This window comes from Sphingobacteriales bacterium (assembly GCA_016711285.1).
Lineage (GTDB): Bacteria > Bacteroidota > Bacteroidia > Chitinophagales > UBA2359 > JADJTG01.
This window is the reverse complement of the sequence record JADJTG010000014.1, coordinates 418,705-442,614: the sequence shown is the minus strand read 5'-3', so window position 1 is coordinate 442,614 and position 23,910 is coordinate 418,705. Positions and strand designations below refer to the sequence as shown.

Here is a 23,910-nt window from a genome sequence, read left to right as displayed (position 1 = left end):
GCAGAAAAAAAGGCATAATTAAAAAAATATACTCATTTTGTTAGACCTTTGTGGTTACTAAATCATAAAAAATCAACAAGCAAGCATTCTTTTCTGTTCCTAATTTTAGTTGGAATAGTGTGTTTCAACATTTCAATAATTGGTCAAAATTAGGTTGTTGGCGCAAGGCTTGGGTGAATTTACTCCGATCTAACTGCCAATTTTTAGATATGTCTAATGTTGAATTTGATGGCAGCCATACGCCCGTGAAGCGAGGCGGGCAAGCGGTGGGGTATCAGGGACGAAAAGCCTGCAAAACAAGCAATAGCTTGTATATGTCTGATAAACAGGGGGGTATGCTGGCAATGGCGAGTCCGCAAGAAGGACAACATCACGACTTATACCAAATAGAAGCCCTTTTTAAAGAAGTGTGTGCTATGTTAAAAGAGGCAGGTATCCAGTTAGAGAGGCTGTTTTTAAATGCAGACCCCGGATTTTTTAATAAAGCCTGCGAACAGGAAGGCATCATTGCCAATGTCAAACCCAACCCTAGCAATGGTACTAACAAAAACGAAGAACCCTATCAAGGCGGAACGCACATCTTTGATGAACAGCTTTATAAAAACACGTCGGTCATTGAACACGCAAACGCTTGGATGGACAGTTTTAAAGCCCTCTTAATCCGTTTTGAAACCTCCACCCGAAATTGGACTTCGCTTTCACTAATTGCTTTTATCGCTATTTTTATTCGCAAATTGATCAAAAAAATAAACTCTAAACAACTTCTTTTTAAAAAAACACTACTGTTATGAAATACACACCCTTTTTTACTGCAATTTCGCGGCTGTTAGCTGTATTCCTCTGCTCTTTTGTGGCAATACCTCATCATCTTCATTCGCAGGGACTTTTTGACGATTTCCAGTTTATTGCGCACGATTCTGATGTTAGTGTTCCTTTGCTTGTTGCCGATTTAGAAGGAGACGGCGATGCAGATTTTATTACTGCCACTGCTTTTTTCTTGGATACAGACTATTGGTGCAATATAGTTTGGTATGAAAATTTAGGAGCAGGTGTTTTTGGTACAATGAAAGAACTGTACTCATATCAGGGAGTACCGACCATAAGTATTAGCATTGCAGATATGGATAATGACGGAGATAATGACCTCCTATATAGCAGCGACAACATCTATTGGATAGCCCAATCTGGTTCGCAAGTTTTTGAAGAACTACATTATATAGAAACGGGTACTTATTTTAAAGAATTTTTGCCCATTGATATGGATAATGATAATGATATAGATATTATGCCCGTAAATACATCAGGCGTAAATATGATATGGTTTAGAAATAATCTTTCCGATAACTGGGAATTAGAAATAAAAAACACATTGATGAATCTCGGCAATCATTATATCACGCCTTGTGATTTTGACCAAGACGGCGATGTGGATTTTACTTGTATTGCCCAAACAATGGCAGGACCTGATCTCACTTATAAAAAGTTAATCTATAAAAATAATGGTGCTGGCTCATTGCAGGGCATATATGCAGGCGGCAGTAATTATTCTTATCAAGGGCTAATTTCTACTAATGGAGATATAGATAACGATGGATATACGGATTATATTTGTTCGCATCAGAGTGATGGAAAAATAACATGGCTGCAAAATAACGGATTGGGAAATTGCAATGAAGAAGCAGTTTTATTAATAGAAGCGGGTATAAAACCTATTGCTGCTTTGAGCGATTTAGACGGCGATGAAGATTTAGATTTGTTGCTTAAATCAAATGAGAAAGGCGTGATTTGGTTTCAAAATAAAAATGAAGGTAATTTTGAATGGGTAGAGGAAATCTTTGCGGAACCATTGCAATATATACATACCGTAGATTTGGATAATGATGGAGATAAAGAAGTTATCGGTCTGTATTGGAGCGATAACAACCCACAAATCGGAAATGGTATAGTGTGGTTTGATAATCTCAATACACAGCCTTCAGTAAAAGCATTTGCGTTTTACGACCACAATGCCAACGGGATAAAAGATGAAAATGATTTTTTTGTAGATAACCAACTGTTTACAATTACTCCTGCTGCTTTGGGTTTTTATTCCAATACTGCCGGTGTGAGTCAGTTTTATTTAGAAGAGGGCAACTATACATTGCACTATAATGTTCCCGAAGCATATCATTTAAGTAGCGATTCTACTGATTATCATTTTGAGGTGCTGCCGACAAACAACGCACCTTTGTATTATTATTTTGGTATCACTCCGAATGATACATCAAAATTTTCGCTATCTGCCTTTATTACAGCGTCACCTTTAATCTGTAATAATGAGGTCGCTTATCAAATTATTGTCCGAAACCAATCTGCTTTTCCTTTAGATTCTATCCTGTTGCAATGTAATTACGCTTCAGATTTAATTTTAAGTAGTTCCCTGCCTACAACAGATTCTATTGAAAATAATCAATTGTTTTGGGATGTTTCACAATTACTACCCTTTGAAAGCAAAAGCATTATTGTGAATTTTACTGCCCCTAATTTTAATGCTATGGGGGACACCTTACAAGTTTCTGCTATTCCGTATTTTGTCAATTATGATCAAAACCCCCTTTTAATAGCTCCGAAATAATAGAGGGAAACAGCGATATATATAAAGATATTGTTGTTTGTTCCTACGACCCCAACGACAATCGATTGCAACCACAGGGCAAGGAACAGAGCATTTTACTTTATTGGATGCCTGCCTAAAATATACCATTCGCTTTCAAAATACAGGAAATTTTACCGCAAAGAAGGTAATTATACGAGATACTCTCAGCTATTTATTGGATTGGAATACCTTTGAGCCGCTTACTGCTTCTCATGAATACAGAGTGGAAAGAGATCTGAATAATGGAATTATAAATTTTATATTTGATAATATAAATTTGCCTGACAGCAGTAGCAATGACATTGAAAGTCAAGGTTTCGTGTTTTTTAAAATTTGTCCCTTGGCAGATATACCTGAACATAGTATCGTCAATAATTCCGCCGCCATCTATTTTGATGAAAACCCACCTGTTATTACTAATACCACCAATAATCATTTTGTATCCTCCATTGTAGGTTTTCATTCTTTGCCTATAAACGAGGCTACATCATCAATTCAGGTGTATTTTAACTCCATTAATAAATATATCTACATCGCAGATTTGCCACAGGAAGAAAACTATTTCTATATTTTATACAATGCTATGGGAAAAATCGTACAAAAGGGTCAGTTGGAAAAATATCAGCAGCCGTGTATAGTGGATATAGCAAACTTGCCCACAGCATCTTATTATATTGCTATATATAACAAAAGCTATACTACTGCTTATTATTCAAAAATACTGAAATTTTGATTTTTCACTAATTCAAACTAAACATCAGCGAAATTTTGCCTGCTATATTACTTTTTTCATCGGCAAAATGATAGGCTCCGTAGCGATAAAAAATACCGCCGCCTATGCCAAAATAAGCCACATTGTAAAAATTGAAACGCAATAAATTGCGCATCATCAAACCCGCTTCAAAATAGCCTTTTTCTAAGGTTTTGAAATTAACATCTTCATCTAATACATGGTTGGCGGCATTGCTGAGTGTGCCGAAGGAAATGTTTTGGGATACCTCAATTTCGGGGCGAAAATATTTGCCTTTTACCAAGCGCGTTTCAAAATTGTGGGTGATGAAAATATTGACATAGCGGTCGGATAAAAACTCAAAAGTGCGCATCGTTTGGAAAGAACGCTCTACAAAAAATGGAATGGTAATACTAAAATTGCCGCGATTGAGAAACAAATTGCTGTAAGGTACGCTGCCGTTGATATAACCGCCTTCTATGTGCAGGCGCGTAATACCCAAATATTTGGAACGCAGTGTTTGAGCAATTGCCGCTTCGTATTTGTTATAGGCATATTCGCCCTCTAATACATCTTTTAAGCCCTGTGTGTAGGTAAAATACAAAATAGGATAGGGCGTGCCCAAAGATACGCGCTGCCCGAAAGACTCAATAAAATTTTCTTTGTAAGCATAGCGCAATTGCACCGCCACATCGGTAAAGTGGAAAATATTATCCAAATCCGGCTCGCCCAAATCTGGCTGAAAGCTATAATTATAAGTCGGTATTTTGCGGTTTTGGTTGAGGCTCAGGCGAGCAGTGGCGTATTTCATCAGCCGTATTTTGGTGGCTACTTCTTTTTCTTCTATCAAATCCAAATTGGCGGTGAGGTAATTGCGCAGGTCAATAATAGACCCCGGATAAGCCAGCGTAGTGCGGCTGGCGGCGGGGCGTACATCACTGCTGTAGCGTATTTCGCTTTGATAATCACCTTTTTTGTCCCACAGCCACAATACATTGCCGGCATATTTCCACGCTTTGTCACCAAAACCATATCCGGCTGCTGCTCCTACCGTGAATCGCTTAGAAATTTCTTCGTTGGTACGCAATCTTATTCCTAAGCGATACCCTTCATAGTCGTTTTTTCGTGCCAGATAATTCAAATCCAAATCCAATTTGCCCAAAGGAAAATAACCAAAACTCAGTTTCTGTCCGATTTTTGCCCACTTATCAAATCCGAATTTTTTATTCAGTGCGCCCATTACTTCGTAGGTCTTTTGCTCTTTGGCAGTGAGAGTATCGCGGCGGTGGTGTTTCCAGTAAGTATCATCTTTTTGTGCTGCTCCTTCTTCGAGTACCAAGGTTTCCAAATCAAATTTTTTGGCATCTAATACCGATTAATCTCTACTTTGCTGATGTAGCTGCGTGCGTTGATTTTCATTCCTACTTCTTTGCGGGGATATTTTCAAAAATCACCTCAAAGCCGATTTCTGAAGGAAACCAATAGCCTTGCTCAGTTTTTTGTTGTTTTTGATTCATACGCGCATACACCAAACTTTCGTCAGAAGGCTCGGCAATGATATTTTCTACGGCGTAGCCGTTGCTGTTGATGTATAAAATTCCTTTTAAGCCGTTGAAATTTTTGCCGCGCTGTGGTTCGTAAGTGAGGATATACACCGAATCGCCACTTTGTGTAAAGAGCGTATCTTCTATATTAAAAGCGTATTGTTTGGTGCTGCCCTTGCTGATGGGACTTACATAGTCTTTATCAATGAGCGAGATAAAATCGGTGTAGAGCGTAAATGGCTTGAAGCGCGAAGGAATAATGGCAAAAGCGGGGTCGTTGAAACCCGATACTTTATTGGCAATGACGGTTTCGAGGCGGTGGTCGGGAGCAATGAAGTCGTTGCGCGATACGCTCTCCATCACGAGCAAATGTCGCTCATCGGCGATTTGGCGGGCGCGTTGCACAAATTTTTTCCACAACTTGCTCTCGCGCTTGTGCGGGTCGTTGCCGATTTCTTCGGGAGCTTTGGGGATAAAATCGTAGGTGGTTTTGCTGTAATTTTCGTAGGAGTAAGAATGTAAACGCTCTTGCGGGTCGTTGATATCTTTGTTGCGCAGCACCCTTTTTATAATCAGATTGGCGGGATTGCCGCTGGGCACAATGACGATTTCCTGCAAATTCACTTCGCCGCTTTGTAGTTTGAAATCAATTACTTTTTGGCTCAAATTAATTGTGTCTAAGCGCACTTGCAGCATATTGTAACCGATAAAACTAAAAGTGAGCAATTGTACTCCGCTTGGGATCGCAAATTCTCCGTTGATGTCGGTGCTGGTGCCCACGGTGCGTTTTTCGTCAAATACTACCGTCACAAAAGGCAACAACTCGCCCGTTTCCAAATCAGAAACCCTGCCTTTGATAGCAGTGTTGGTATTTTGAGCCTCCACAGAAAATGTGCCGCATATCGCATACAAAACAACAAAAAAGCAGAAAAAGAACTTTTCTCATATAAAATTTTTAAAAAACAGCCGTAGCACGCAATAAAGTTTGAAAATGATTTTAGATAGACTATCTGAATAAAGAAAAATTTAAGATTGGATTAAAAATTTTATTTTCCGGCAAAAAATAACCTTTATCACAAAAAATACACTCTAATGATTCGCTTGTATTTTTTTAGATATTGTATTTTTTTAAAAAATCCCCGCCAAAGTTATAATAGATATGGCAAATAAAAAGCTAAAAAAGATGTTTAATAATGATATAAAATAAAAAATGTTAAAATTTCTAAAAAAATGCGAACTTTGACCTTGTATGTTCAACATTTTATGTTGGAGTAATCTATACAAAATCAACACAAAACCCTTTTAATTTAAAAACAACAATTCATTCTAAGTATGCAAACCGACAATTCAAAAAATCGCGTTTATTTAATCCTTATCGGTTTATTATTGCTGCTCAACAGCTTTTTGTTGTATAATTATTTTAAAACAAAAGCCCAAAAAACAGAATTGAGTCAGGCATTGGCAACTGTAGAAACCGAAAAAGCAGATTTACAAAAGCAATATGATGAAACCGTGCAGATTTTAGAAACCTATAAAATCAAAAATATTGAATTAGACAGTTCTTTGCTGTCGCTGCAAAGCACCATTGAAAATCAAAAAAATGAAATTGCCAAAATATTGAGCCGCTCTGGTTCTTCCAAAAAGGAATTGGAAGAAGCACGCGGTTTGATAGCTCAACTCAAAAATAGCAGCAGCAATTATATTCAGCAATTAGAGGAATTACGCAAAGAAAATACGGCTCTCAATGAGCAACTGACCGTAAAAGAAGAAGAACGTAAAACATTGATTAGTAAGCAAGAAGAGTTGGTGCAAGAAAAAACGACCCTTACGCAGGAAAAAGAGCAATTAAATCAGGAAAAAACAAAGGTAACACAAGAAAAAGAGCAACTTTCGCAGCGATTTAACCGCGCCGCTGTATTAGATGCCGAAAATGTGAAAGCCGTAGCCGTGAAATATCGCAACAGTGGCAAAGAAGTGGAAACCAAAAATACCAAAAAAGCCGAGCGTATCAAAGTATGCTTTGACTTGTTGCCCAATAAAGCCGCCGATGCCGGGCAAAAAGCGGTTTATTTGCGTATTTTAAGCCCCGAAGGTACAGTAGTTGCCGTTCAATCTTTAGGCTCGGGTACTTTTAAACTCGCCGAAAGCGGTCAGGAGCAGCAATACACCGCCAAGGGTTTGTTGGATTATAACCAAAGCCGCGAAAATTATTGTTTATTTTGGGAACAAGATATGCAATATGACGAAGGAACTTATAGTGCCGAAATTTATCACGAAGGTTTTAAAATTGGTTCTACTACTTTTGAACTCAAAGACGGATTGTTTTAAATAAAAAAACAGGATTTCAGCGAATAAGTAGTGTAGAGCGTCTATTCAAAGATAATATTTTATATCAAAACTTTGCCCGAATAGTCGCTATTTTGGCAAAGTTTTTCTTTTTATTAGAGCAGATGACAGAAAAAATAAAAAAATTAGATATGCTGGCATTTGCCGCCCACCCCGACGACACCGAACTCGCTTGTTGCGGCGTATTGATGGCAGAAATCGCTGCCGGTAAAAAAGTAGGCGTAGCCGATCTGACGCGCGGCGAGTTGGGTACGCGCGGCACAGCAGCCCTGCGCGATATAGAAGCCGCCGAAGCCGCTCGCATTGTGGGTTTGCATGTGCGCGAAAATCTGCAACTTGCCGACGGTTATTTTGAAAATACCGCCGACAATCGCCGCGTACTCATACAAGTGCTGCGCCGCTATCGTCCCGATATAGTACTCGCCAACGCCCTCAGCGACCGCCACCCCGACCATCGGCGCGGTGCACAAATAGTGGCAGATGCCTGTTTTTTTTCGGGTTTGCCCAAAATACCTACTTTTGATGCAAACGGCACACCACAAGCACCCTGGCGACCGCGTTTGGTATTGCATTATATTCAGGATTATTGGATAAAACCTGAAGTTGTTGTAGATATTTCGCCGTTTATGGAGCGAAAAATGCTGGCAATTCGCGCTTTTAAATCACAATTTTATGACCCTGCCTCCGGCGAACCGGAAACTTATATTTCTTCTCCGCAGTTCTTGGAAAATATCATTACCCGCGGTCGTGAACACGGACGCTCTTGTAATTTTGAGTATGCCGAAGGGTTTAATGTAACAAAAATAATGGGCGTAAAAAGCGTTTTTGATGTATATTAAGTCATTTTTTTGATATTTTATGTTAAAAAACAACCTTGAATAATGGCGGGCTAAACTAAATAATATATTTTTACGTTGAAGAAGATCATCATTAAAACGCAACGCCATTTAAAATAAAAAAAATTATGTCCGCCTATACTTATCCTATTCAGGAAGAAAATAATATATCCTTAGAGGCTTCTATCGGTACGATAATATTGCATAGTTTACTTTTGCTGACTTTCTTTTTTTTGTATTTGAGTTCTGAAACAAAATTGAAAGATGAACAGAAAAAAGACGAACAATTGATAACATTACAATTGCTTTCGTCTGGTGGCGGTAAAGGAATGGAAGGTGTAGTTACACAACCCGGTCAGGAGGGCAGCCGTGCCGACAATATCGGTTTTTCTGCTGCTGCCCCTGCCGCGAGCAGCAGTAATAGTGCCTCCAAACCCGCTGGAGCAAAACCCACCGCCTCCTCGGGCAAGGATAATATTCTGAACAGCGATGCCGATGAAGAAAGCCCCGTTATCAAAGGCGGCAACTCCGCTAAAAACAAACCCAAAGTAAGCGATAATAAATCGAATACCACGCGCCCTGCAAAAAACAACAACAATACATCAGCCTCTACCAATAATAATACGTCTAATAAACCACAGCAAATAGACAGTCGTTCGCTCTTCAGCAGCCGCAATGGTCAAAATACCGCAGGAAACGGCAACGGAAACAGCAACAGCGATGTAGATGCAGCAATGCGCGGCGGTGGCACTTCTAACCAAGGCGGTGGCATTGGAGCTAATAATCGTCCTTCCGGTGGCACAGGCAGCGACTATTATTCCGGCAAAGGTGTGAAAGTAGCTTTGGGCGGCAGAAAATTGGTGAGTATTCCGAATATCAACGACAATTCGCAGGTGGAGGGTATCGTAAATGTACTGATAAAAGTGGATAGAAGCGGCAAAGTATTGTCGGCGGAATATGTAACAAAAGGATCTTCTAAATCGGCAACTGTGCTGAAAGATAAAGCCTTAGATGCAGCCCGAAAAGCAAAATTTACACCCCTGGCAGATGCCCCCGAAATTCAAACAGGAACCATTACTTTTACATTTATGGTACAGTAATTTTTTAATGTTATTTATTATTCAGTTTTTTTATTACCTGAATAGTAAGTTCTAATATTAGTATGGGTTTGTTTTAGGTAAATTATAAAACAGCCGGAAAATCTATTGAAAAAACTCCCGCACTTGAATCATATATAGTGGTTTTTGTCGCAATCACCCACCATTTTATATACTTCTATTTTTTATAAAAAAGAAATATAAAGCAGTAAAATATACTTTATCCACTCCCGAAAAATGGACTATCCATTTGTCTGTTGAATAGTACCCCTGAAAAATTCTTAAATAAAATTAACATATTGCAGCAGCAACCACTGTATAAGCTATTGCGTATTTAAATTAAAATATTTTATTTATGAAACATCTATTTTATATCACAGGCGTAATTATCGCTTTTGTATGTCATTGTTCGGTTGCTTATGGCCAGGTTTCGGTGGGTGTGCACACGGGCATCAACAGCAGCAAAATGTTTATTAGAAGCGATGATGACCCGCAGACGGTTGAAAACACTTATTGGAAAACACGTTTTATGGTGGGTATTCCGATAGAAATTGCATTAAGCAAGCATTGGGCATTGCAGCCGGAGTTGAATTATGTGCAAAAAGGCTGGAATTTTAATGCCATGGATACTTTGGGTAATCATGCGGAGATAGACCTTCGCTTTGATTACTTAGAGTTGCCCCTTTTATTAAAATATACAAAACAATGGAAAAAAACACATTTCTATGCCTTTGGCGGTCCCTATTTTTCCTACACTAACCATATCAGAGCAAGTTTGAGTTCTGTTCTCGGAAATCCATCAGAGACAATAAAACCTAAGGATATTCATTTTTCTTCGTATGATGTAGGTTTTTATGCGGGGGTGGGTATCGGCAGAAAAATAGGTATCGGTACGTTGTCGGCAGAAATACGTTATGGACACAGTATTGCCAACATTATGCAGAAAGAATATTCAGACGGTACAAGCATGATGAACAGAAATTTTCAATTTTTAGTTTCTTATCGTATTCCTTTAGGGGTGGGTGTTTTTAAGAAAAACAATAAACAATAAATACTTTTTTTGAAGATTTTTGTATAACAGATATACTCAAATTCATTATCAATAATCAACAAAAACACAATAAAAAACGGTCAAAAAGTGGTTTTACCTTTTGACCGTTTTTTTATTTACAGTTCCTCGCTTTGTATGGCTTTAACGCAACAAAGTCACATTGCCGCGCATTACTTTTTTGTCTTCCTCTCCAAAATATTTGTATTCGGCTACATATACATACACTTCCATTTCCTGTGGCTCGCCATGGAAAGTGCCGTCCCAATAATCATCTAAACTATTGGTTTCAAATACTTTATTTCCCCAACGATTATATATCATCCAGTGAATTTCTACTACATTTTGGTGTATGGGGTGAAATACATCATTGATATTATCACCGTTGGGCGAAAAACCACTCGGGAAGAATAAATGCTGGTTGTCGTTTACAATTACTGTTACAGTTGCATCATCGGTGCAATTGTCGCCATCGCTACCCTGTACTAAAAAGGTGGTTGTAGCGTCCATTGTTACACTGATATTGGTGCCTGTGCCCAGCGAATTTCCGTTGGCATCAAACCATTCGTAGTCGTTAGCTCCGGCGGCACTCAGAATAATGGTTTCGCCGGCATTGACAATGTTGTTGGAGGCAGTGGCTGTCACTGTTGGCAGTGGCGTAATGGTGAGCGTCTGCGTAGCAGTATCAGCCGGACAATCAGGATTCTCATCTTCTACCACATACGACAAAACAAAATTGCCCGAAATATTATTGGGGTCTAAGATGCCGCTATTGATAGAGATTTGGTTACTGTTGATGAGCCAGTATCCGTTGGAATTGTCGGTGGTAAGTGCCGACAAATCAAAGGTGCTGCCCGCACAAAAAGCCGGTGGCGGCGTAAAAGCAGCAAAGGCATTGCAAGCGCAATCTTCTACAGTAAAAGTAACACTTTCGCTCACATTGCCACATTCAGCATTGATAACGGTATAAGTAAGTATAATGTCGGTGCCTTCTGCTACCCCGAAAGCATCTAATACTGTGCCGTTCAGCGTGCCTGCTGTACTGCTCCATGAGCCGCTGTTGTCATTTCCTGTCAAATACAACTGGCTCAAATCAAAGGTAGTATTGTTGCCACTGTTGCAAATGCTGCGCGGGTCGCTGTCTATGGCAATACCGGAACTTGCTACAACTTCCAAAGGCTGCATTTGTGCTATCGGCGGGCAATTGGACAAATCTACCGTGTAAGTAAAATTATAATTTCCGTCTAAACCTTCGGGGTCAAATTGTGTGCCGCCGATGATATTGCTGTTTCCGGCAGTGGTCGTCCACACGCCGCCCGCCGGACTTACGACATAATCGCCCAGATTAAACAAACCCTGCTCACTGCAAATAGGCGAAGGGAAAGGATTTAATATTACTTCTGAAGGGCATTGGGCGCAATTAATAATCAGCACTGAAATTTGTGTATTTGCCGAGCCGCAAATGCCTACTGCGGGCAAGGTATAGCGCAAAGTAATTTCGGTAATTGAAGTATCTATGCCATCAATATCCAAAATGTGAGAGGTGGCATCTAAATAACCCTGCAAACCCGGAGTCAGCACCGACCACGTTCCGCCTGCATCGCCCAATACCAAAGTATCCAATAGAATTTGGGTGTTGCCGTCTGCCGCATCGTTACACAAAATCTGTACATCTGTAACGACACTCGCATCGGGGTCGTTGAATACAATCAGTGGGGTAGTTCCGCTGAGTTCGGCACAGCCTCCCGCTGCCGGAATGGTATAAAAAATATCATAAGTGCCGTCTAAACCACTCAAATCAAAATTTTGCGGGTCGCTGATGAGGTTTGACGGATAGTTGTCGGTAGCCGGAAAAATTTCCCAAAAACCATTGGTAGCGACTCCGGTGGGCAGTTGTTGGGTTAAATCAATCGGGTCTTGGTCGTTGCAAAAACTCGGCAAATTTTCCAATAAAGGCGGGTCGCAACTGATTTCGCAGTTGATAGGAATTTCTACGTCAATGGTTGTTGTTTCACAAGAGCCGTTGGCGGGGGTGGTATAAAACAAAGTTACTTCTGTATCACTCACATTTGCAATACTCAATACATTGTTATTATCTATCGCACCTGCCGAACTTTGCCAAGTGCCGCCTTCATCGCCCAAAAGAATTAAATCCAAATCCAGCACGGAATTGCTGCTGTCGGGGTGGCTGCACAAAGAGCCGGGTACATTGCCAAAAAATGCTGTTGCGGGGCTATAAATATGAAAATCAATGGTGTCGGCAGCATCGGGGCAACTGCCCAAACCTTCTACGGAGTAGATAATTTGCATCACTTCATTTTCATTAGAGTTTGCCAATAGACTATTGACATTAAATGCCTGCGGGTTGGTAATAGAAGCACCGAAAGGTAAAATATACCACGAGCCGCCGTTGGTTGTACTGCCCGCCACTAATTGCTGGGTTAAATTAACGGGAGTATCATTGGTACAGAAAGTAGTATTAAAAGGAGTAAGTGCCACTTGTGGAGCCACGCCGATACCCACCGATATAGAAGTAGCACAATTATCATCAAGTGCATATATCAGTGTAAGTCCATTTACACCACTGATTCCGCTTACATCTAATACATTTCCGTTTAAATATGCTTCATATCCGGCATCGTCAACACTCCATGTACCTGTATTATCCGTACCTACCGCCAAAAGATTCTGCAAATTTAAAATGCTGCTTGGTGCTACATTACACAAAGGTGTAGTGAGCGGATTGAGTTGCGGTGCGGTGATGATTTCCATTTCTATGGTATCGCTCAATACAGGACAATTCGGAATACCGGTTAAAGTATATACTAATTCGTAAGTACCTGCATCTAAGCCACTTATATCAAAAGCCGAAGGAACGATAATTTGTGTATTGGCGGGCAATAAAGTCCACGCACCGCCCACCGTTCCGTTGATTTGCGTATTTAAGTTGATAGTGCCTACGCTGTTGCAAACAGGAGCATCAAAAGGCAATAAATCGGCGGTAGCTGTACATTCGCCAGTAGGCTCGCAATTATAAGGCACCCCATACGAAACCGCACAACTCATTGCATCTAAGGGATATTCAGTGTTGATGATATTGAATATTACTTGTCCGTCACCATCTGCATCTTCAGTATAAATAACGGGTTGTTGTAGTTCATATACATTTCCGCATTGCACCACTGCCGCCGATACCGTACAGCCATCGGCAGAATTAGAAATATCTAAAATTACATCGCCATCGGCTGCCGGATAACGTGTGATGCTCACCGTATCGCTGTTATATGGAACGGTGGGATTTTCAGCACAATAAACATTAAAAACAAAAGTCAGGGTTTCGGAAGCACAGCCGTTAATGGCAGGCGGCTGAAAATTGAGCTGGTTGGTAGTCGATACTACCGTTCCATTCTCATCTACCCACTCTACTGCAGCCAAATTAGTGTTGCTATTGAGTTGTGCCTGTAAATCAATTGCTTCGTTGTCGCATAAAATGGTGTCGCCGACAATAGCAGTTATTTCAGGGCAGTCTATTACCACCGGATTACAAGGAATGGTGAAAGGTAAAGTTGCGGAACAATCTAAATTTACACCATTCGCCAAAGTATTTACCACCACAATATTCACCGAACTGTCGCCTGCCTGCGTCACCGTAATCGGATTTTGAGAAGTAATACTGAAATAATTGCTGCAATTTTCTACTTCGGTTGTCAGCATACAGTCGCTGTTGCTCAGTATGGTGTTGAGGTCGGAAAGTTGTGCTATATCGTAGGAAAATACTTGAATACTATCTGTAAAGAAAGGTGTAGCAGGGTCGGTGGTGCAATATGCCGTTAAATAATAAGTGGTAAAATTATTGCCGTTGCAATTACTTTGGTTGCCGGCATTGATATTCATCGCACTTACATTTAGGGTAGCTGTTGTTCCCAAAATTGCACCACTTGCATCAATCCACTCCAAAGAAGCTAAATTCGCCGGATTATTGATGTTTGCCGATAGGATAACATCGCTGTTTTCGCAGGCGTGAGTGAGATTATCCAGAGTAATGATGGGGCACTGCGGCAAATTGCAGGTTAAGGTGGTATCTATATCAATAATACAGTTTGCTCCGTTGGAAACAGCAATTGTGTTCTGTATGGAAAAAGTGGCTGTCCAACTGCCGTCAGTACCCACCGCCACAGGATTAGTCCCGCTTATTGCAAAATTATTGCAAGTGCTCACTGCCTCCACGCTGCACCCTTCGGGCGAGGGCACAAAACTGATATATTAATCTTGTGGTATCGGGAAAAATACCATTTGAGTAGTGAGCACATCACTCGGCACAACAGCACCTTCGCAATATAGTTCGGCGGTGAGAGGGAGGATAAGCGGATCACAACCACTTACGGTTTCTGTCCAACTCAGTGTAAGAGTATTGCTCAATAGCTGTCCTTGCGCATTGAGCCAACGCACAGAATCGGGTGTCAATGCACCGGTGGGCGTGTCCAGCACCATATTCACTGTTATACTTTCTCCGCTACAAGCTACGCTGTCACTTGGGAACACCAAAGCATCAATGGTAGGGCAAGGCGCGGCAGGACAACTGTAATTTACATCAACTTGTATGGTATCACAGTTAAAAACTACTGCTCCCGACGATTCAAAATATACAGAATAGCTTACGGTGCCGCTTTCTCCGGCAGCTACCGAAACAGGCACACTGCTGATAGCCTGAATGCCGTAATTATCGCAGGAACTGCTCACAGACGGCGGCGCACAGTTTCCTTCGGTGATGGTCAATAAATCATTATCTACATCGGGCGCAATATAATAGGTGAGCGTTGCCGCCAAAATGGGCGAAGAACCAGCGCATTGCAAACCGGCATAAACACTAAGCGTATCTATTTCACAGCCGTTTTTGTCATACAATAAATTATAGGCGGCATCATTTACGATTTCGTTGCTCAGAGCCGCATTGCTGTACCAGCGAATGGTGTCATTGGCAGGAATTTGGTTTTGCGGGTCGCTGAATACCATTTGACTATTATATATCGTTAAATCCACATTGCCTGTATTTTCGCAAATTTGTGCTGTAAGCGATTGTACAGTTGCCGTGGGACAAGAGGCTGCCGGACAACTGTACGGAACAGTTACGCTGACGGTATCGCAGGTAAAAACAGCACCGCCGCCAAAATCATACACATAGCTGACGGCATAAGTGACGCTGCTATTTTCTCCGGCAGCTACCGTCACAGGCACGGGCGTAAGAGCTTCTATCACATAATTATCACAATTGGAAGTTAAAGAAGGCGGCGTACAATTGCCTTGTGTTTCAGTCCAATTGGCGGCAGTAGGCGAAGGAAAAACATAAAAAGTCCAGATGTCGGAAGGTATAGGACTGCTGTTGGTACATTGCACTCCGGCATATACCGAAACGGTATCTATTTCGCAGCCATTGCCGTTATAATTAAGAAAAAAGTTGAGTGGGTCGGAAATTTCTTGTGTCAAAACACTGTTCTGATACCAGCGCACAGTATCATTTACCGGAATTTGTTGGTCGGGATCGCTGATGATGATTAAATTTTCGTAGTTGCTTAAATTGACATTTGTTGTTTGACAAATATTAGCAGTACGCACCGCTTGGCTGGCAGTGGGGCAATTTTCAGAAGGGCAGGCATAATTAACCGCCACATTTTGTGAAAAACAATTTAAACCAGCGTCATCATCATACGTTACCGTGAAGTTTGCTGTTCCGCTTTGCCCTGCCAGTACATCGGTCGGCACATCGGCAGAAGGCGTAATAACATAGTGCGGGCAAGTAGAAGTGAGCGTAGGCGGTACTCCGCAAACGCCATCAACAGCTGTCACTAAACTATTGGAGAAGGGTGGGTAAATGCTGATAGTCAAAGTTCCTGCGGCGATGGGCGTATTTCCGGTGCATTGCAATCCGGCGTATAAAGTAATGGTTTGAGGATTACAGCCATCACCGCTATAAATAGCTTGATAAGTTCCTTCATCAATAGGTACACTCAAAGCGGCATCACTATACCAAGCAAAGGGGTCGGCAGGTACTTGATTATCGGGGTCGTCATAAACAACATTATTTTCTATGGTATTGAAATCAATGCTGTTGGCGGTGGCACAAAAATCTTCGGTAGCGGCTGCAGGAACGGAAACGGTGGGACAATTCTGGACAATCACACAATTGAAGTTTCCGTTTATCGTATTGGTACAAGAAGAAAAATCATCATTTTGCACGGTAAAACTGACAGCACTGTTATCGCCGTTGGTGGAGGAGGTTTGAGAATTAGCCCCTACAATACTAAAATTAGGGCAATCGGGTGTTGCAGTGACAGTGCAACCATTCGGGCTTAGGTTTAAAGTAGCAGTCGGCTGCGGGTAAATGCTGATAGTCAAAGTTCCTGCGGAGATGGGCGTATTTGCTGTACATTGCAATCCGGCATACAAAGTAATGCTTTGAGGATTACAGCCATCACCGTTATAAATAGCTTGATAAGTTCCTTCATCAATAGGTACACTCAAAGCGGCATCACTATACCAAGCAAAGGGTCGGCAGGTACTTGATTATCGGGGTCGTCATAAACAACATTATTTTCTATGGTATTGAAATCAATGCTGTTGGCGGTGGCACAAAATCTTCGGTAGCGGCTGCAGGAACGGAAACAGTGGGACAATTCTGGACAATCACACAATTGAAGTTTCCGTTTATCGTATTGGTACAAGAAGAAAAATCATCATTTTGCACGGTAAAACTGACCGCACTGTTATCGCCGTTGGTGGAGGTGGTTTGAGAATTAGCCCCTACAATACTAAAATTAGGGCAATCGGGTGTTGCAGTGACAGTGCAACCATTCGAACTTAAGTTTAAAGTAGCAGTCGGCTGCGGATACACCATTACAGATACTACATCAGCATTATAAATGACCGTAGGTGCTGTATTGCAATACAAATCAAAAGTATAGTTAAAAGATATGCCGTCACAGCCAATTACGTTGGGAGCAGGAGCCGTTCCTGTAAAATTTGTTCCACTCTGTGTAAGCGTAATAGTATTGCCTGCTCCATCAGTCAAATCTAAATGATGAAAGTTCGTCAGTGTTGAAATAGTTGCACTAAATGAAATAGAACCATTTTCGCACACTTGGGCAGTTGCGTTAGAGGCGTTAATTACAGGACAGGAGCAATCTTCTACTGTTATTTCTACCGTTGCAGACACATTGGTACAAGGAGCAACGGCGGAAGTAGTCGTAAAAGTAAAGGTGTAGTTGCCGGGAGTTACACCAAAGAAATCAAATAAAGCACCTGCATTCGCTGCTCCCGAATTATCGGTATCTGCCCAAGTGCCTGCCGGAACGGGTGTGCCTAATAAAGTATTCAGGTTTAAACCCGTAGTGCCTCCACCGTTGCAAACAGTGGCAGTGGGTGTAGTTACATTTACTTGCGGTGCTTCGTTAATAGCGACTTGTACTTGAGAAGTAGCATCAGTAACACAACTGCCACTGATAGTATAAGTAAAAGTATAATTCCCCGCACTTACATTATTGGGATTAAATGTTCCGGCTGCTGCTGAAAAACCACTTGCGGGCGTAGGTGATGCCGTCCAAGTTCCTCCCACACTTTCACCTGTGATATTATCTGCTAAAATAATATCCGTAGTGCTATTATTACATGCATTTAAAATGCCGTCTGTTCCGGCAGTTTGAGAAGCAGCAACAGCGACTTGAATTTCAAATTGCGTTTCGCAACCCGCCGGTACTGCACCCAAAATAGTATATCTTACTATAAAAGTACCCGTAGCACCATTGGCATTGAAAGTACTTCCGATAATGGAGGCAGCCGTTCCGGTAGGTGATACGATGCTCCAAGTGCCGCTCGTAGTGGTGGAAATAGTAGTAGCTAAAGCCAAGGTACCATCGGCGCAAATATCGTTAAAAGGCTCTAATATATCTACAATAGGGCAGGCGCAGTCATTAACTGTAAGTGTCATACTGACAGGCTTTGTGCTACACACCCCTGAAGGAGTAAACGTAAAAACGTAATTGCCCGCAGTAGCTCCGACAAAGGATACCGCATCTGGGTTGCTCAAGTTGATGGCAGAAGCACCCGAAGTCTGCGACCAAGTTCCGACAGTTCCGACAGGCTGTACATAGCTGCTCATAAAAAAGTTGTTTACTGTATTGCAAACGTCAGGTGGAGAGCCCAAAGTAGGCGCATCTACGGCAGTGATATTAACCTCAGTAAAGCATTGAGAATTTGTGTTATTGACAGAGTAATATCGAATCGTACCCACACCATTCGAAAATAAATTCGGATTATAAATTCCGGTCAGGTTGCCGCCTCCGGGTTCGGTAGGATTAACGACACCTGTTCCATACCAAGCTCCGCCGGCAGGTGTTGCCGTGAGCGTAATATTTCCCGCGTCTTCACAAACTTCTGTAGGGGCATTAATGACAATACTGCTCTGGTCTATTACTTCAATGGTTACGGTGCCGCCACAAGCACTGCAAGTACCCGAAAAACCTTCGTAAGTGTAATTCAAAGTAAAAGTGCCGACCCCTGTTCCGCCCGGGTGGGTATCTCCAGCACTCGGATTTACATCTAATAAATAATCACCGGCTGCATTTTGGTAGATATTAGGATTGCCGCTAAATCCTATCAATGAATTATTGTTGGGTGTAGTGACCAAATTAGATAAAATTACATTAACTGTATTATCACTCAGGCATACCGGCTCAGGGGTATTGAGTACAATCGTCGGATAAATATTTACATTGACAGCAAGGCGCGCGCTTTCGCAAGTGCCGTCATCATAAGCGGCGTATAGCGGCAATACATAAGGTACTATTCCGCTATTCAACTGACTGATAATGCTCGCTGATTGACCATTGAGCCACGATAAAATATTGGGATTTTCGCCACTGAAAGGAAGCGGTGAGCCACCGGTAGCAGCAGCATACCACACAATATCGCCACCAACCGCAGGAATATAAGCACCCGGATCTTGGCAAATGTTAAAAGTATTACTTGCGCTCAAACATACCAAAGCCGATTCGGGACTGTCGGGTACAGGCGGCGCATCAGGAAAATTGATAATCAGAGTATCTTTTACTTCTATCGGACACGAAGGCGGATAATTGACACTTGCCGTAATATAAAAGGTTTGTGGGCTGCCCGTAGTTTTGCTAAAAGTGTGCGTAGTAATATTATCGGCTTCGCCTATTGAGGTGTTGCCATCTCCAAAATCCCAATCTGTGCTGCTATAAACACCACAGGCATCATGTGTAAAAGTATAACTCATTTCCGTACAACTCACAATGGTTTCGTTATCGTGTATGATAGTGGTTCGCTGCGCATTGATACAACTCTCTTGTCCGGGATTAGGAGCACCCGGAGTTTCCAAAGCTGTTTGGTCTATTTGTGCCGTTTGATAGCCGCCGCCACTGCAATCTGTGGCATAAAAAGTTAAGCCGCTGGCACTGCCTGCACCCATAAAAGTACCGCCACTGGCATCACCCCAACTGATGGCACTTACCACGTTGCCCGAAGTGTCTAATACCTGTGCCATATCCCCTGCATTGCGCAATTCTACCAAACTTTCAGCACCTGCATCAGTGGCTTGTGCTTCAGTACCATAGGTGCAATCAGGCGGGGCGGGCAAATTAGGGTTTGCCAACATATAGCTGTACGGAAAAGATAAAATAAAATCGCTGGCATCGGTATCCAAACCTGCACTTGTTCCCAACATAATAAAAGTACCGCAAGGCACACAACTCGTTATATCGTTGTGCGGAAAGCGTAAATGTCCGAAAGCAATACCTTGTCCGGTTACACAATTAGTTTGTCCGCCATTATCGTCATAAATATAGCCGCCAATATCCATATATCCGCAACCCGAAGGGCAATTTACCAAAAGTTCTACAATATCCTCTCCGGTGGCTTGCATATTAATTACTTCATTTACTACAAGTTGTTGGGCAGAGAGCTGATGAAAAGAAAATATTATAGATACACAAAATAAAAATAGCAGGCGGCGCATCATCATAAAAAAATATATTTTAAAAGATAGGTTAAACACAATAAAGAATGGATACGAATATTTTGTAGAAAAAAACATTATCTGCGATATTATCACAGATACGTTCACTGTACGAAATGTTGATAAAACGAGCAAATATACGGTTTTTAATTATGGTATAAATGTCACTTTTTTGCATCATTACAAAATAGGAACTATTGATACGGATTAACGGACAAGGCATAATGCCACAAAGACTCAAATACAGCATCGGCGAGGGGCTGCGGCGTGGCGGGCGGAGTAGTTTGTATCCAAATGCTCTGCATACCCAAGTGTCTGGCAAATTGCAAATCGCGGAGGCTGTCGCCCACCATTGTGCTTTCTTCAAAGCGTATCGCCGGAAATTCGCGCTGTGCCAGCAAAGCCATTCCTATGTGGGGTTTTCGCAGTGCGGCGGTATCATTTTCGGCAAGGGCGGTAGCGGCATACACCGCATCTATCCGCACGCCGTTTTCCAGCAATTGGACACACATTCGCTCGTGAATATCATCAAGAGCCGCCTGACTCATCAGCCCTTTGCCCACACCCTGCTGATTGGTGACAACAATAATGCGCGGAAAAACCCAAGACAAACGTTGCAAAGCGGCGATGGTTTTTTCATAAAAATGAAATTCATTCCAGCTATGTACATAATATTGTGGCGGTTCTTTATTAATAACTCCATCGCGGTCAAGAAAAAGCGTGCGGGCATCATTGTTGTCTGTGCTGTGTGTCATTTATCGCAATTATAAATAAAGTTTTTCAGGGACATTTTTTTGATGCGAAAATAAAAAATAAAAATACAAAAATAAATTGTTATATGATTGTTCTTCAATAAAATAGATGTATGTAAAATGTATTAAATATAAAAAAATGTTATTTAAAAGTAAATTGCATTAAAGGTTTCAATAATAGTTTGCTCCGAAATGCAGCAATCCCATTGCGCTTTTCCCAATTTCTCCAACAAACAAAAATTGAAATACCCGTTTTTATTTTTTTTATCATTTTTCAATAAATCCAACAACTCGGTTTGGGCTGTTGCAGGCAGCGTGTATGTGCCAAACCGTTCCGAAATTTGCTGTTCGAGAGCGTGGCGCACCTCGGGCGAAAACTTCAACACGCGCTCCGATAAATACAACGCTCCGCGCATACCCGCTGCCACTGCTTCGCCGTGTAGCAGAGGGTCGGTATCGTGGCGCAACGAATAACTTTCAAGGGCGTGTCCAAAAGTATGTCCGAAATTGAGGCACTTACGCAATCCTTTTTCAAAAGGGTCGCGCTCCACAATGTTTTGCTTGATTTGTAGCGATTGCGGCAATATATAATCAATGTTTTTTTTCCAATCGCTGTGCAATAAAAAATCTAATTGCTGCGATGACGCAATCAGGGCGTGTTTCAGCATTTCGGCATATCCGTTTTGCCAATGTTTTTCAGGAAGCGTTTGCAAAAATTGTGTGTCAATACACACCGCCTGCGGATTTTGAAACAAGCCGATACTGTTTTTTATGCCGCCGAAATCAATGCCGGTTTTGCCGCCGATAGAGGCATCAGTTTGAGCCAGTAGGCTAGTGGGGATTTGAATAAACCGGATGCCTCGCTTATAAGTAGCTGCTGCAAATGCTCCCAAATCGCCAACTACGCCGCCACCGAGCAGTAGCAGCAAAGCCGAGCGGTCGGCGTGGTGCTGTAATAAATTTTCCCACACGATACGGCAGCTATCCAAAATTTTGTGTGCTTCGCCGGCGGGCATTACGATTACTTGGGCTTGCGGCAAAAGGGCTTGCAGGCGCGGAAAACAATGTTGATGCGTATGTGTGTCGCAGAGACAAAACACCGCAGTTGCCGTATGGAGGGCGAGCAAAGGCGGCAGCGTGTCGGCGATATTGCCGAAATACACCGAATAATCGGCGAGGGCGAGATGACTAATGGGGGGCGGGCGGCGCATTTTTTTTAGGCGGAATGGCTGTTGTCGAAAAATAGTTGTTGCACACTCCACGCTTGAGGCGGGGCGGCAAAATAGGTTTTGGTTTGTGCCCACACGCGCTCAAATAATTCCGAGCGGCGATAATTTTCCAAATCGGCGGCATTGCGCCAATGGCTGTAAGTAAAAAAAACAGTCGGCTCTTGAACATCTTGTAAAATGCTCAGGTGAATACAACCTTCAAAACCCTGAATAAGTGGCTTTGCCTGCTGCATCAACGCTAAAAAATCGGCGATGTCGGCAGCGCGAAACTGCATTTTTACAATTCTTGTCAGCATATAATATAAAATTTTAATACTCGGATTTTGAATGTAAATTAGGGATTTATTTGAAAAAACGAAAACAGCATCGTTTTGTAATATAAAATATCAGATTTTTAAATGCTTACAGATATGTGTTTTTAAGAATCATCTTCATTTTTTATACTAATCATCAATATTTTTATTAAAAAAATTAACAGCTTATCAGTAGTTTTGAGCCGCTATAATAAGCAAGAGTAATTGTTTTAATTTTTTTAATACGTTGAATCTCAAGGTTGTACATCTGTTATACAGTGGTTTGAGCGGAACAGCTTCGGTGGTATTTGCGATGATAGAAGCCGACACTGAGCGGCGCACAAACTGGCATATTATTTTTTATGGTATAGAGGATTTGAGTTTTGCATATCGGCAAAAATGCGAAGCCCTACATATTTCGTATCATTTTTTTAAGAAAGAAAAAATTGGTACTATTGACAGCAGCACGCAACAAAAAATATTCCAGACGCTGCAACAATTGCGTCCCTCGGTGTTGATGTTTCATGGCTCGGCTGTTTTTTTTGCTGCCGCTTGGTATCGCCGCCGCCACGCACCTTGCAAGCTGATAGGGGTGGAGCATCAAGCCAACGACCTCAAAAGGCGCAGCGACTGGTTTATTACTTTGATGATGTTGGCATTGAGCGATGCCGCCGTTTTTTTGAGCCGCGAACACGCCGACAATGTAGCGAAGCGTTTTCCGCGTTTGTATCGCAAATGCCGCACCGCCATTATTCCCAATGGAATTAATACCGATTTTTTTAAACCCGCCGCTTTGCTGTCTGCCCTTGTGCCGCCGCCGATAGTGTTGGGTATGCAGTGCCGCCTCACTTCGCTCAAAGATATTCCTACTATTTTCAAGGCTTTGCTGCTGCTGCGCAATGAAAACTACTACCCGCAGTTGCAGTTTCGTTTGGCGGGCGATGGCGATATGCGCGAAAGTTGGCAGCAAATGGCGGCAGACTGGGGCATCGGCGACAAGGTGGTATTTGAGGGGCTGCTGAATGAGGAGCAACTGCTGGTATTTTTGCAAAACCTCAGCATTTATGTACATTCCACCTTCGGCGAAACGATGAGCATTGCAATTATGCAAGCGCAGGCGGTGGCATTGCCCATAGTGGCGAGCCGCGTAAAAGGTGTCAGTAATGCCCTCAGCGAAGGCGAAACGGCTTTGTTGTTTGAACTGGGCAATGCCGCAGATTTAGCACAACAAATAGATCGTTTGGTAAAAAACGCAACTTTGCGCCGCACGCTCGGCGACCAAGCCCGCCGTCATGCCGAAATTCATCTTTCCTCCCAACAAATGCTGGCGGCATATCGGCATTTAATGAACGAATTATAAGTAAATAATT

Annotated in this window: 16 protein-coding genes; 8 read left to right on the top strand and 8 right to left on the bottom strand. The window is 42.0% G+C overall.

Annotated features, from left to right (window positions below; all coding sequences use genetic code 11):
• Window positions 1-209: 209 nt before the first annotated feature.
• The 3 genes from IPL35_14565 to IPL35_14555 are packed head-to-tail and all read left to right on the top strand — an operon-like array spanning window position 210 to window position 3,368.
• Window positions 210-791, top strand: coding sequence for a hypothetical protein (locus tag IPL35_14565; protein MBK8444551.1), 582 nt, complete (start codon window positions 210-212; stop codon window positions 789-791).
• The gene (locus IPL35_14560; GenBank protein ID MBK8444550.1) at window positions 788-2,614 is read left to right on the top strand and encodes a VCBS repeat-containing protein; all 1,827 of its coding nucleotides are present in this window, start codon (window positions 788-790) and stop codon (window positions 2,612-2,614) included. The genes IPL35_14565 and IPL35_14560 overlap by 4 nt, the downstream gene beginning before the upstream one ends.
• 37 nt (window positions 2,615-2,651) lie before the next feature.
• On the top strand, window positions 2,652-3,368 hold the full coding sequence (locus IPL35_14555) for a hypothetical protein (protein MBK8444549.1): 717 nt from the start codon (window positions 2,652-2,654) through the stop codon (window positions 3,366-3,368).
• Between the two features lie 7 nt (window positions 3,369-3,375).
• Here IPL35_14555 and IPL35_14550 read toward each other — a convergent pair whose 3' ends face one another.
• Window positions 3,376-4,713, bottom strand: coding sequence for a hypothetical protein (locus IPL35_14550; protein ID MBK8444548.1), 1,338 nt, complete (start codon window positions 4,711-4,713; stop codon window positions 3,376-3,378).
• A gap of 73 nt (window positions 4,714-4,786) precedes the next feature.
• On the bottom strand, window positions 4,787-5,794 hold the full coding sequence (locus IPL35_14545; GenBank protein ID MBK8444547.1) for a carboxypeptidase-like regulatory domain-containing protein: 1,008 nt from the start codon (window positions 5,792-5,794) through the stop codon (window positions 4,787-4,789).
• Window positions 5,795-6,241: 447 nt separating this feature from the next.
• Here IPL35_14545 and IPL35_14540 point away from each other — a divergent pair, with 447 nt between their 5' ends.
• The 4 genes from IPL35_14540 to IPL35_14525 all read left to right on the top strand — a co-directional run bounded on the left by IPL35_14540 (window position 6,242) and on the right by IPL35_14525 (window position 10,239).
• Window positions 6,242-7,237, top strand: coding sequence for a hypothetical protein (locus IPL35_14540; protein ID MBK8444546.1), 996 nt, complete (start codon window positions 6,242-6,244; stop codon window positions 7,235-7,237).
• Between the two features lie 122 nt (window positions 7,238-7,359).
• Window positions 7,360-8,094 carry a bacillithiol biosynthesis deacetylase BshB1 gene (gene bshB1 / locus IPL35_14535; GenBank protein MBK8444545.1) on the top strand — a complete coding sequence of 245 codons (735 nt, stop codon included), beginning with the start codon at window positions 7,360-7,362 and terminating at the stop codon, window positions 8,092-8,094.
• A gap of 125 nt (window positions 8,095-8,219) precedes the next feature.
• The gene (locus tag IPL35_14530; GenBank protein MBK8444544.1) at window positions 8,220-9,191 is read left to right on the top strand and encodes an energy transducer TonB; all 972 of its coding nucleotides are present in this window, start codon (window positions 8,220-8,222) and stop codon (window positions 9,189-9,191) included.
• Between the two features lie 352 nt (window positions 9,192-9,543).
• Complete coding sequence (locus IPL35_14525) at window positions 9,544-10,239, top strand: PorT family protein (GenBank protein ID MBK8444543.1); 696 nt, start codon at window positions 9,544-9,546, stop codon at window positions 10,237-10,239.
• Window positions 10,240-10,380: 141 nt separating this feature from the next.
• On the opposite strand, the gene IPL35_14520 is transcribed toward IPL35_14525, so the two are convergent.
• The 6 genes from IPL35_14520 to IPL35_14495 form a co-directional block, all read right to left on the bottom strand.
• Window positions 10,381-14,487 carry a gliding motility-associated C-terminal domain-containing protein gene (locus IPL35_14520; GenBank protein ID MBK8444542.1) on the bottom strand — a complete coding sequence of 1,369 codons (4,107 nt, stop codon included), beginning with the start codon at window positions 14,485-14,487 and terminating at the stop codon, window positions 10,381-10,383.
• 12 nt (window positions 14,488-14,499) lie between these two features.
• Window positions 14,500-16,755 carry a hypothetical protein gene (locus IPL35_14515; protein ID MBK8444541.1) on the bottom strand — a complete coding sequence of 752 codons (2,256 nt, stop codon included), beginning with the start codon at window positions 16,753-16,755 and terminating at the stop codon, window positions 14,500-14,502.
• A 73-nt stretch (window positions 16,756-16,828) separates the two neighbouring features.
• Complete coding sequence (locus IPL35_14510) at window positions 16,829-20,272, bottom strand: hypothetical protein (GenBank protein ID MBK8444540.1); 3,444 nt, start codon at window positions 20,270-20,272, stop codon at window positions 16,829-16,831.
• Window positions 20,273-20,460: 188 nt separating this feature from the next.
• A complete protein-coding gene (locus tag IPL35_14505) occupies window positions 20,461-21,021 on the bottom strand; it encodes an HAD-IIIA family hydrolase (protein ID MBK8444539.1) in 561 nt (186 codons plus the stop codon).
• A 143-nt stretch (window positions 21,022-21,164) separates the two neighbouring features.
• Entirely contained in the window at window positions 21,165-22,229 is a 1,065-nt protein-coding gene (aroB, locus tag IPL35_14500) for a 3-dehydroquinate synthase (GenBank protein ID MBK8444538.1), read from the bottom strand.
• A gap of 5 nt (window positions 22,230-22,234) precedes the next feature.
• On the bottom strand, window positions 22,235-22,543 hold the full coding sequence (locus tag IPL35_14495; protein MBK8444537.1) for an antibiotic biosynthesis monooxygenase: 309 nt from the start codon (window positions 22,541-22,543) through the stop codon (window positions 22,235-22,237).
• A 244-nt stretch (window positions 22,544-22,787) separates the two neighbouring features.
• On the opposite strand from IPL35_14495, the gene IPL35_14490 reads away from it, so the two are divergent.
• Window positions 22,788-23,900: a glycosyltransferase family 4 protein gene (locus IPL35_14490; protein MBK8444536.1), complete on the top strand. Its 1,113-nt coding sequence runs from the start codon at window positions 22,788-22,790 to the stop codon at window positions 23,898-23,900.
• The last annotated feature ends 10 nt before the right edge of the window (window positions 23,901-23,910 follow it).

Bases quoted from the DNA above. Each gene is read 5' to 3' on its own strand.
- aroB (MBK8444538.1), bottom strand. From the start codon at position 22,229: ATGCGCCGCCCGCCCCCCATTAGTCATCTCGCCCTCGCCGATTATTCG.
- IPL35_14525 (MBK8444543.1), top strand. From the start codon at position 9,544: ATGAAACATCTATTTTATATCACAGGCGTAATTATCGCTTTTGTATGT.
- IPL35_14505 (MBK8444539.1), bottom strand. From the start codon at position 21,021: ATGACACACAGCACAGACAACAATGATGCCCGCACGCTTTTTCTTGAC.
- IPL35_14565 (MBK8444551.1), top strand. From the start codon at position 210: ATGTCTAATGTTGAATTTGATGGCAGCCATACGCCCGTGAAGCGAGGC.
- bshB1 (MBK8444545.1), top strand. From the start codon at position 7,360: ATGACAGAAAAAATAAAAAAATTAGATATGCTGGCATTTGCCGCCCAC.
- IPL35_14530 (MBK8444544.1), top strand. From the start codon at position 8,220: ATGTCCGCCTATACTTATCCTATTCAGGAAGAAAATAATATATCCTTA.
- IPL35_14540 (MBK8444546.1), top strand. From the start codon at position 6,242: ATGCAAACCGACAATTCAAAAAATCGCGTTTATTTAATCCTTATCGGT.
- IPL35_14560 (MBK8444550.1), top strand. From the start codon at position 788: ATGAAATACACACCCTTTTTTACTGCAATTTCGCGGCTGTTAGCTGTA.
- IPL35_14510 (MBK8444540.1), bottom strand. From the start codon at position 20,272: ATGATGATGCGCCGCCTGCTATTTTTATTTTGTGTATCTATAATATTT.
- IPL35_14495 (MBK8444537.1), bottom strand. From the start codon at position 22,543: ATGCTGACAAGAATTGTAAAAATGCAGTTTCGCGCTGCCGACATCGCC.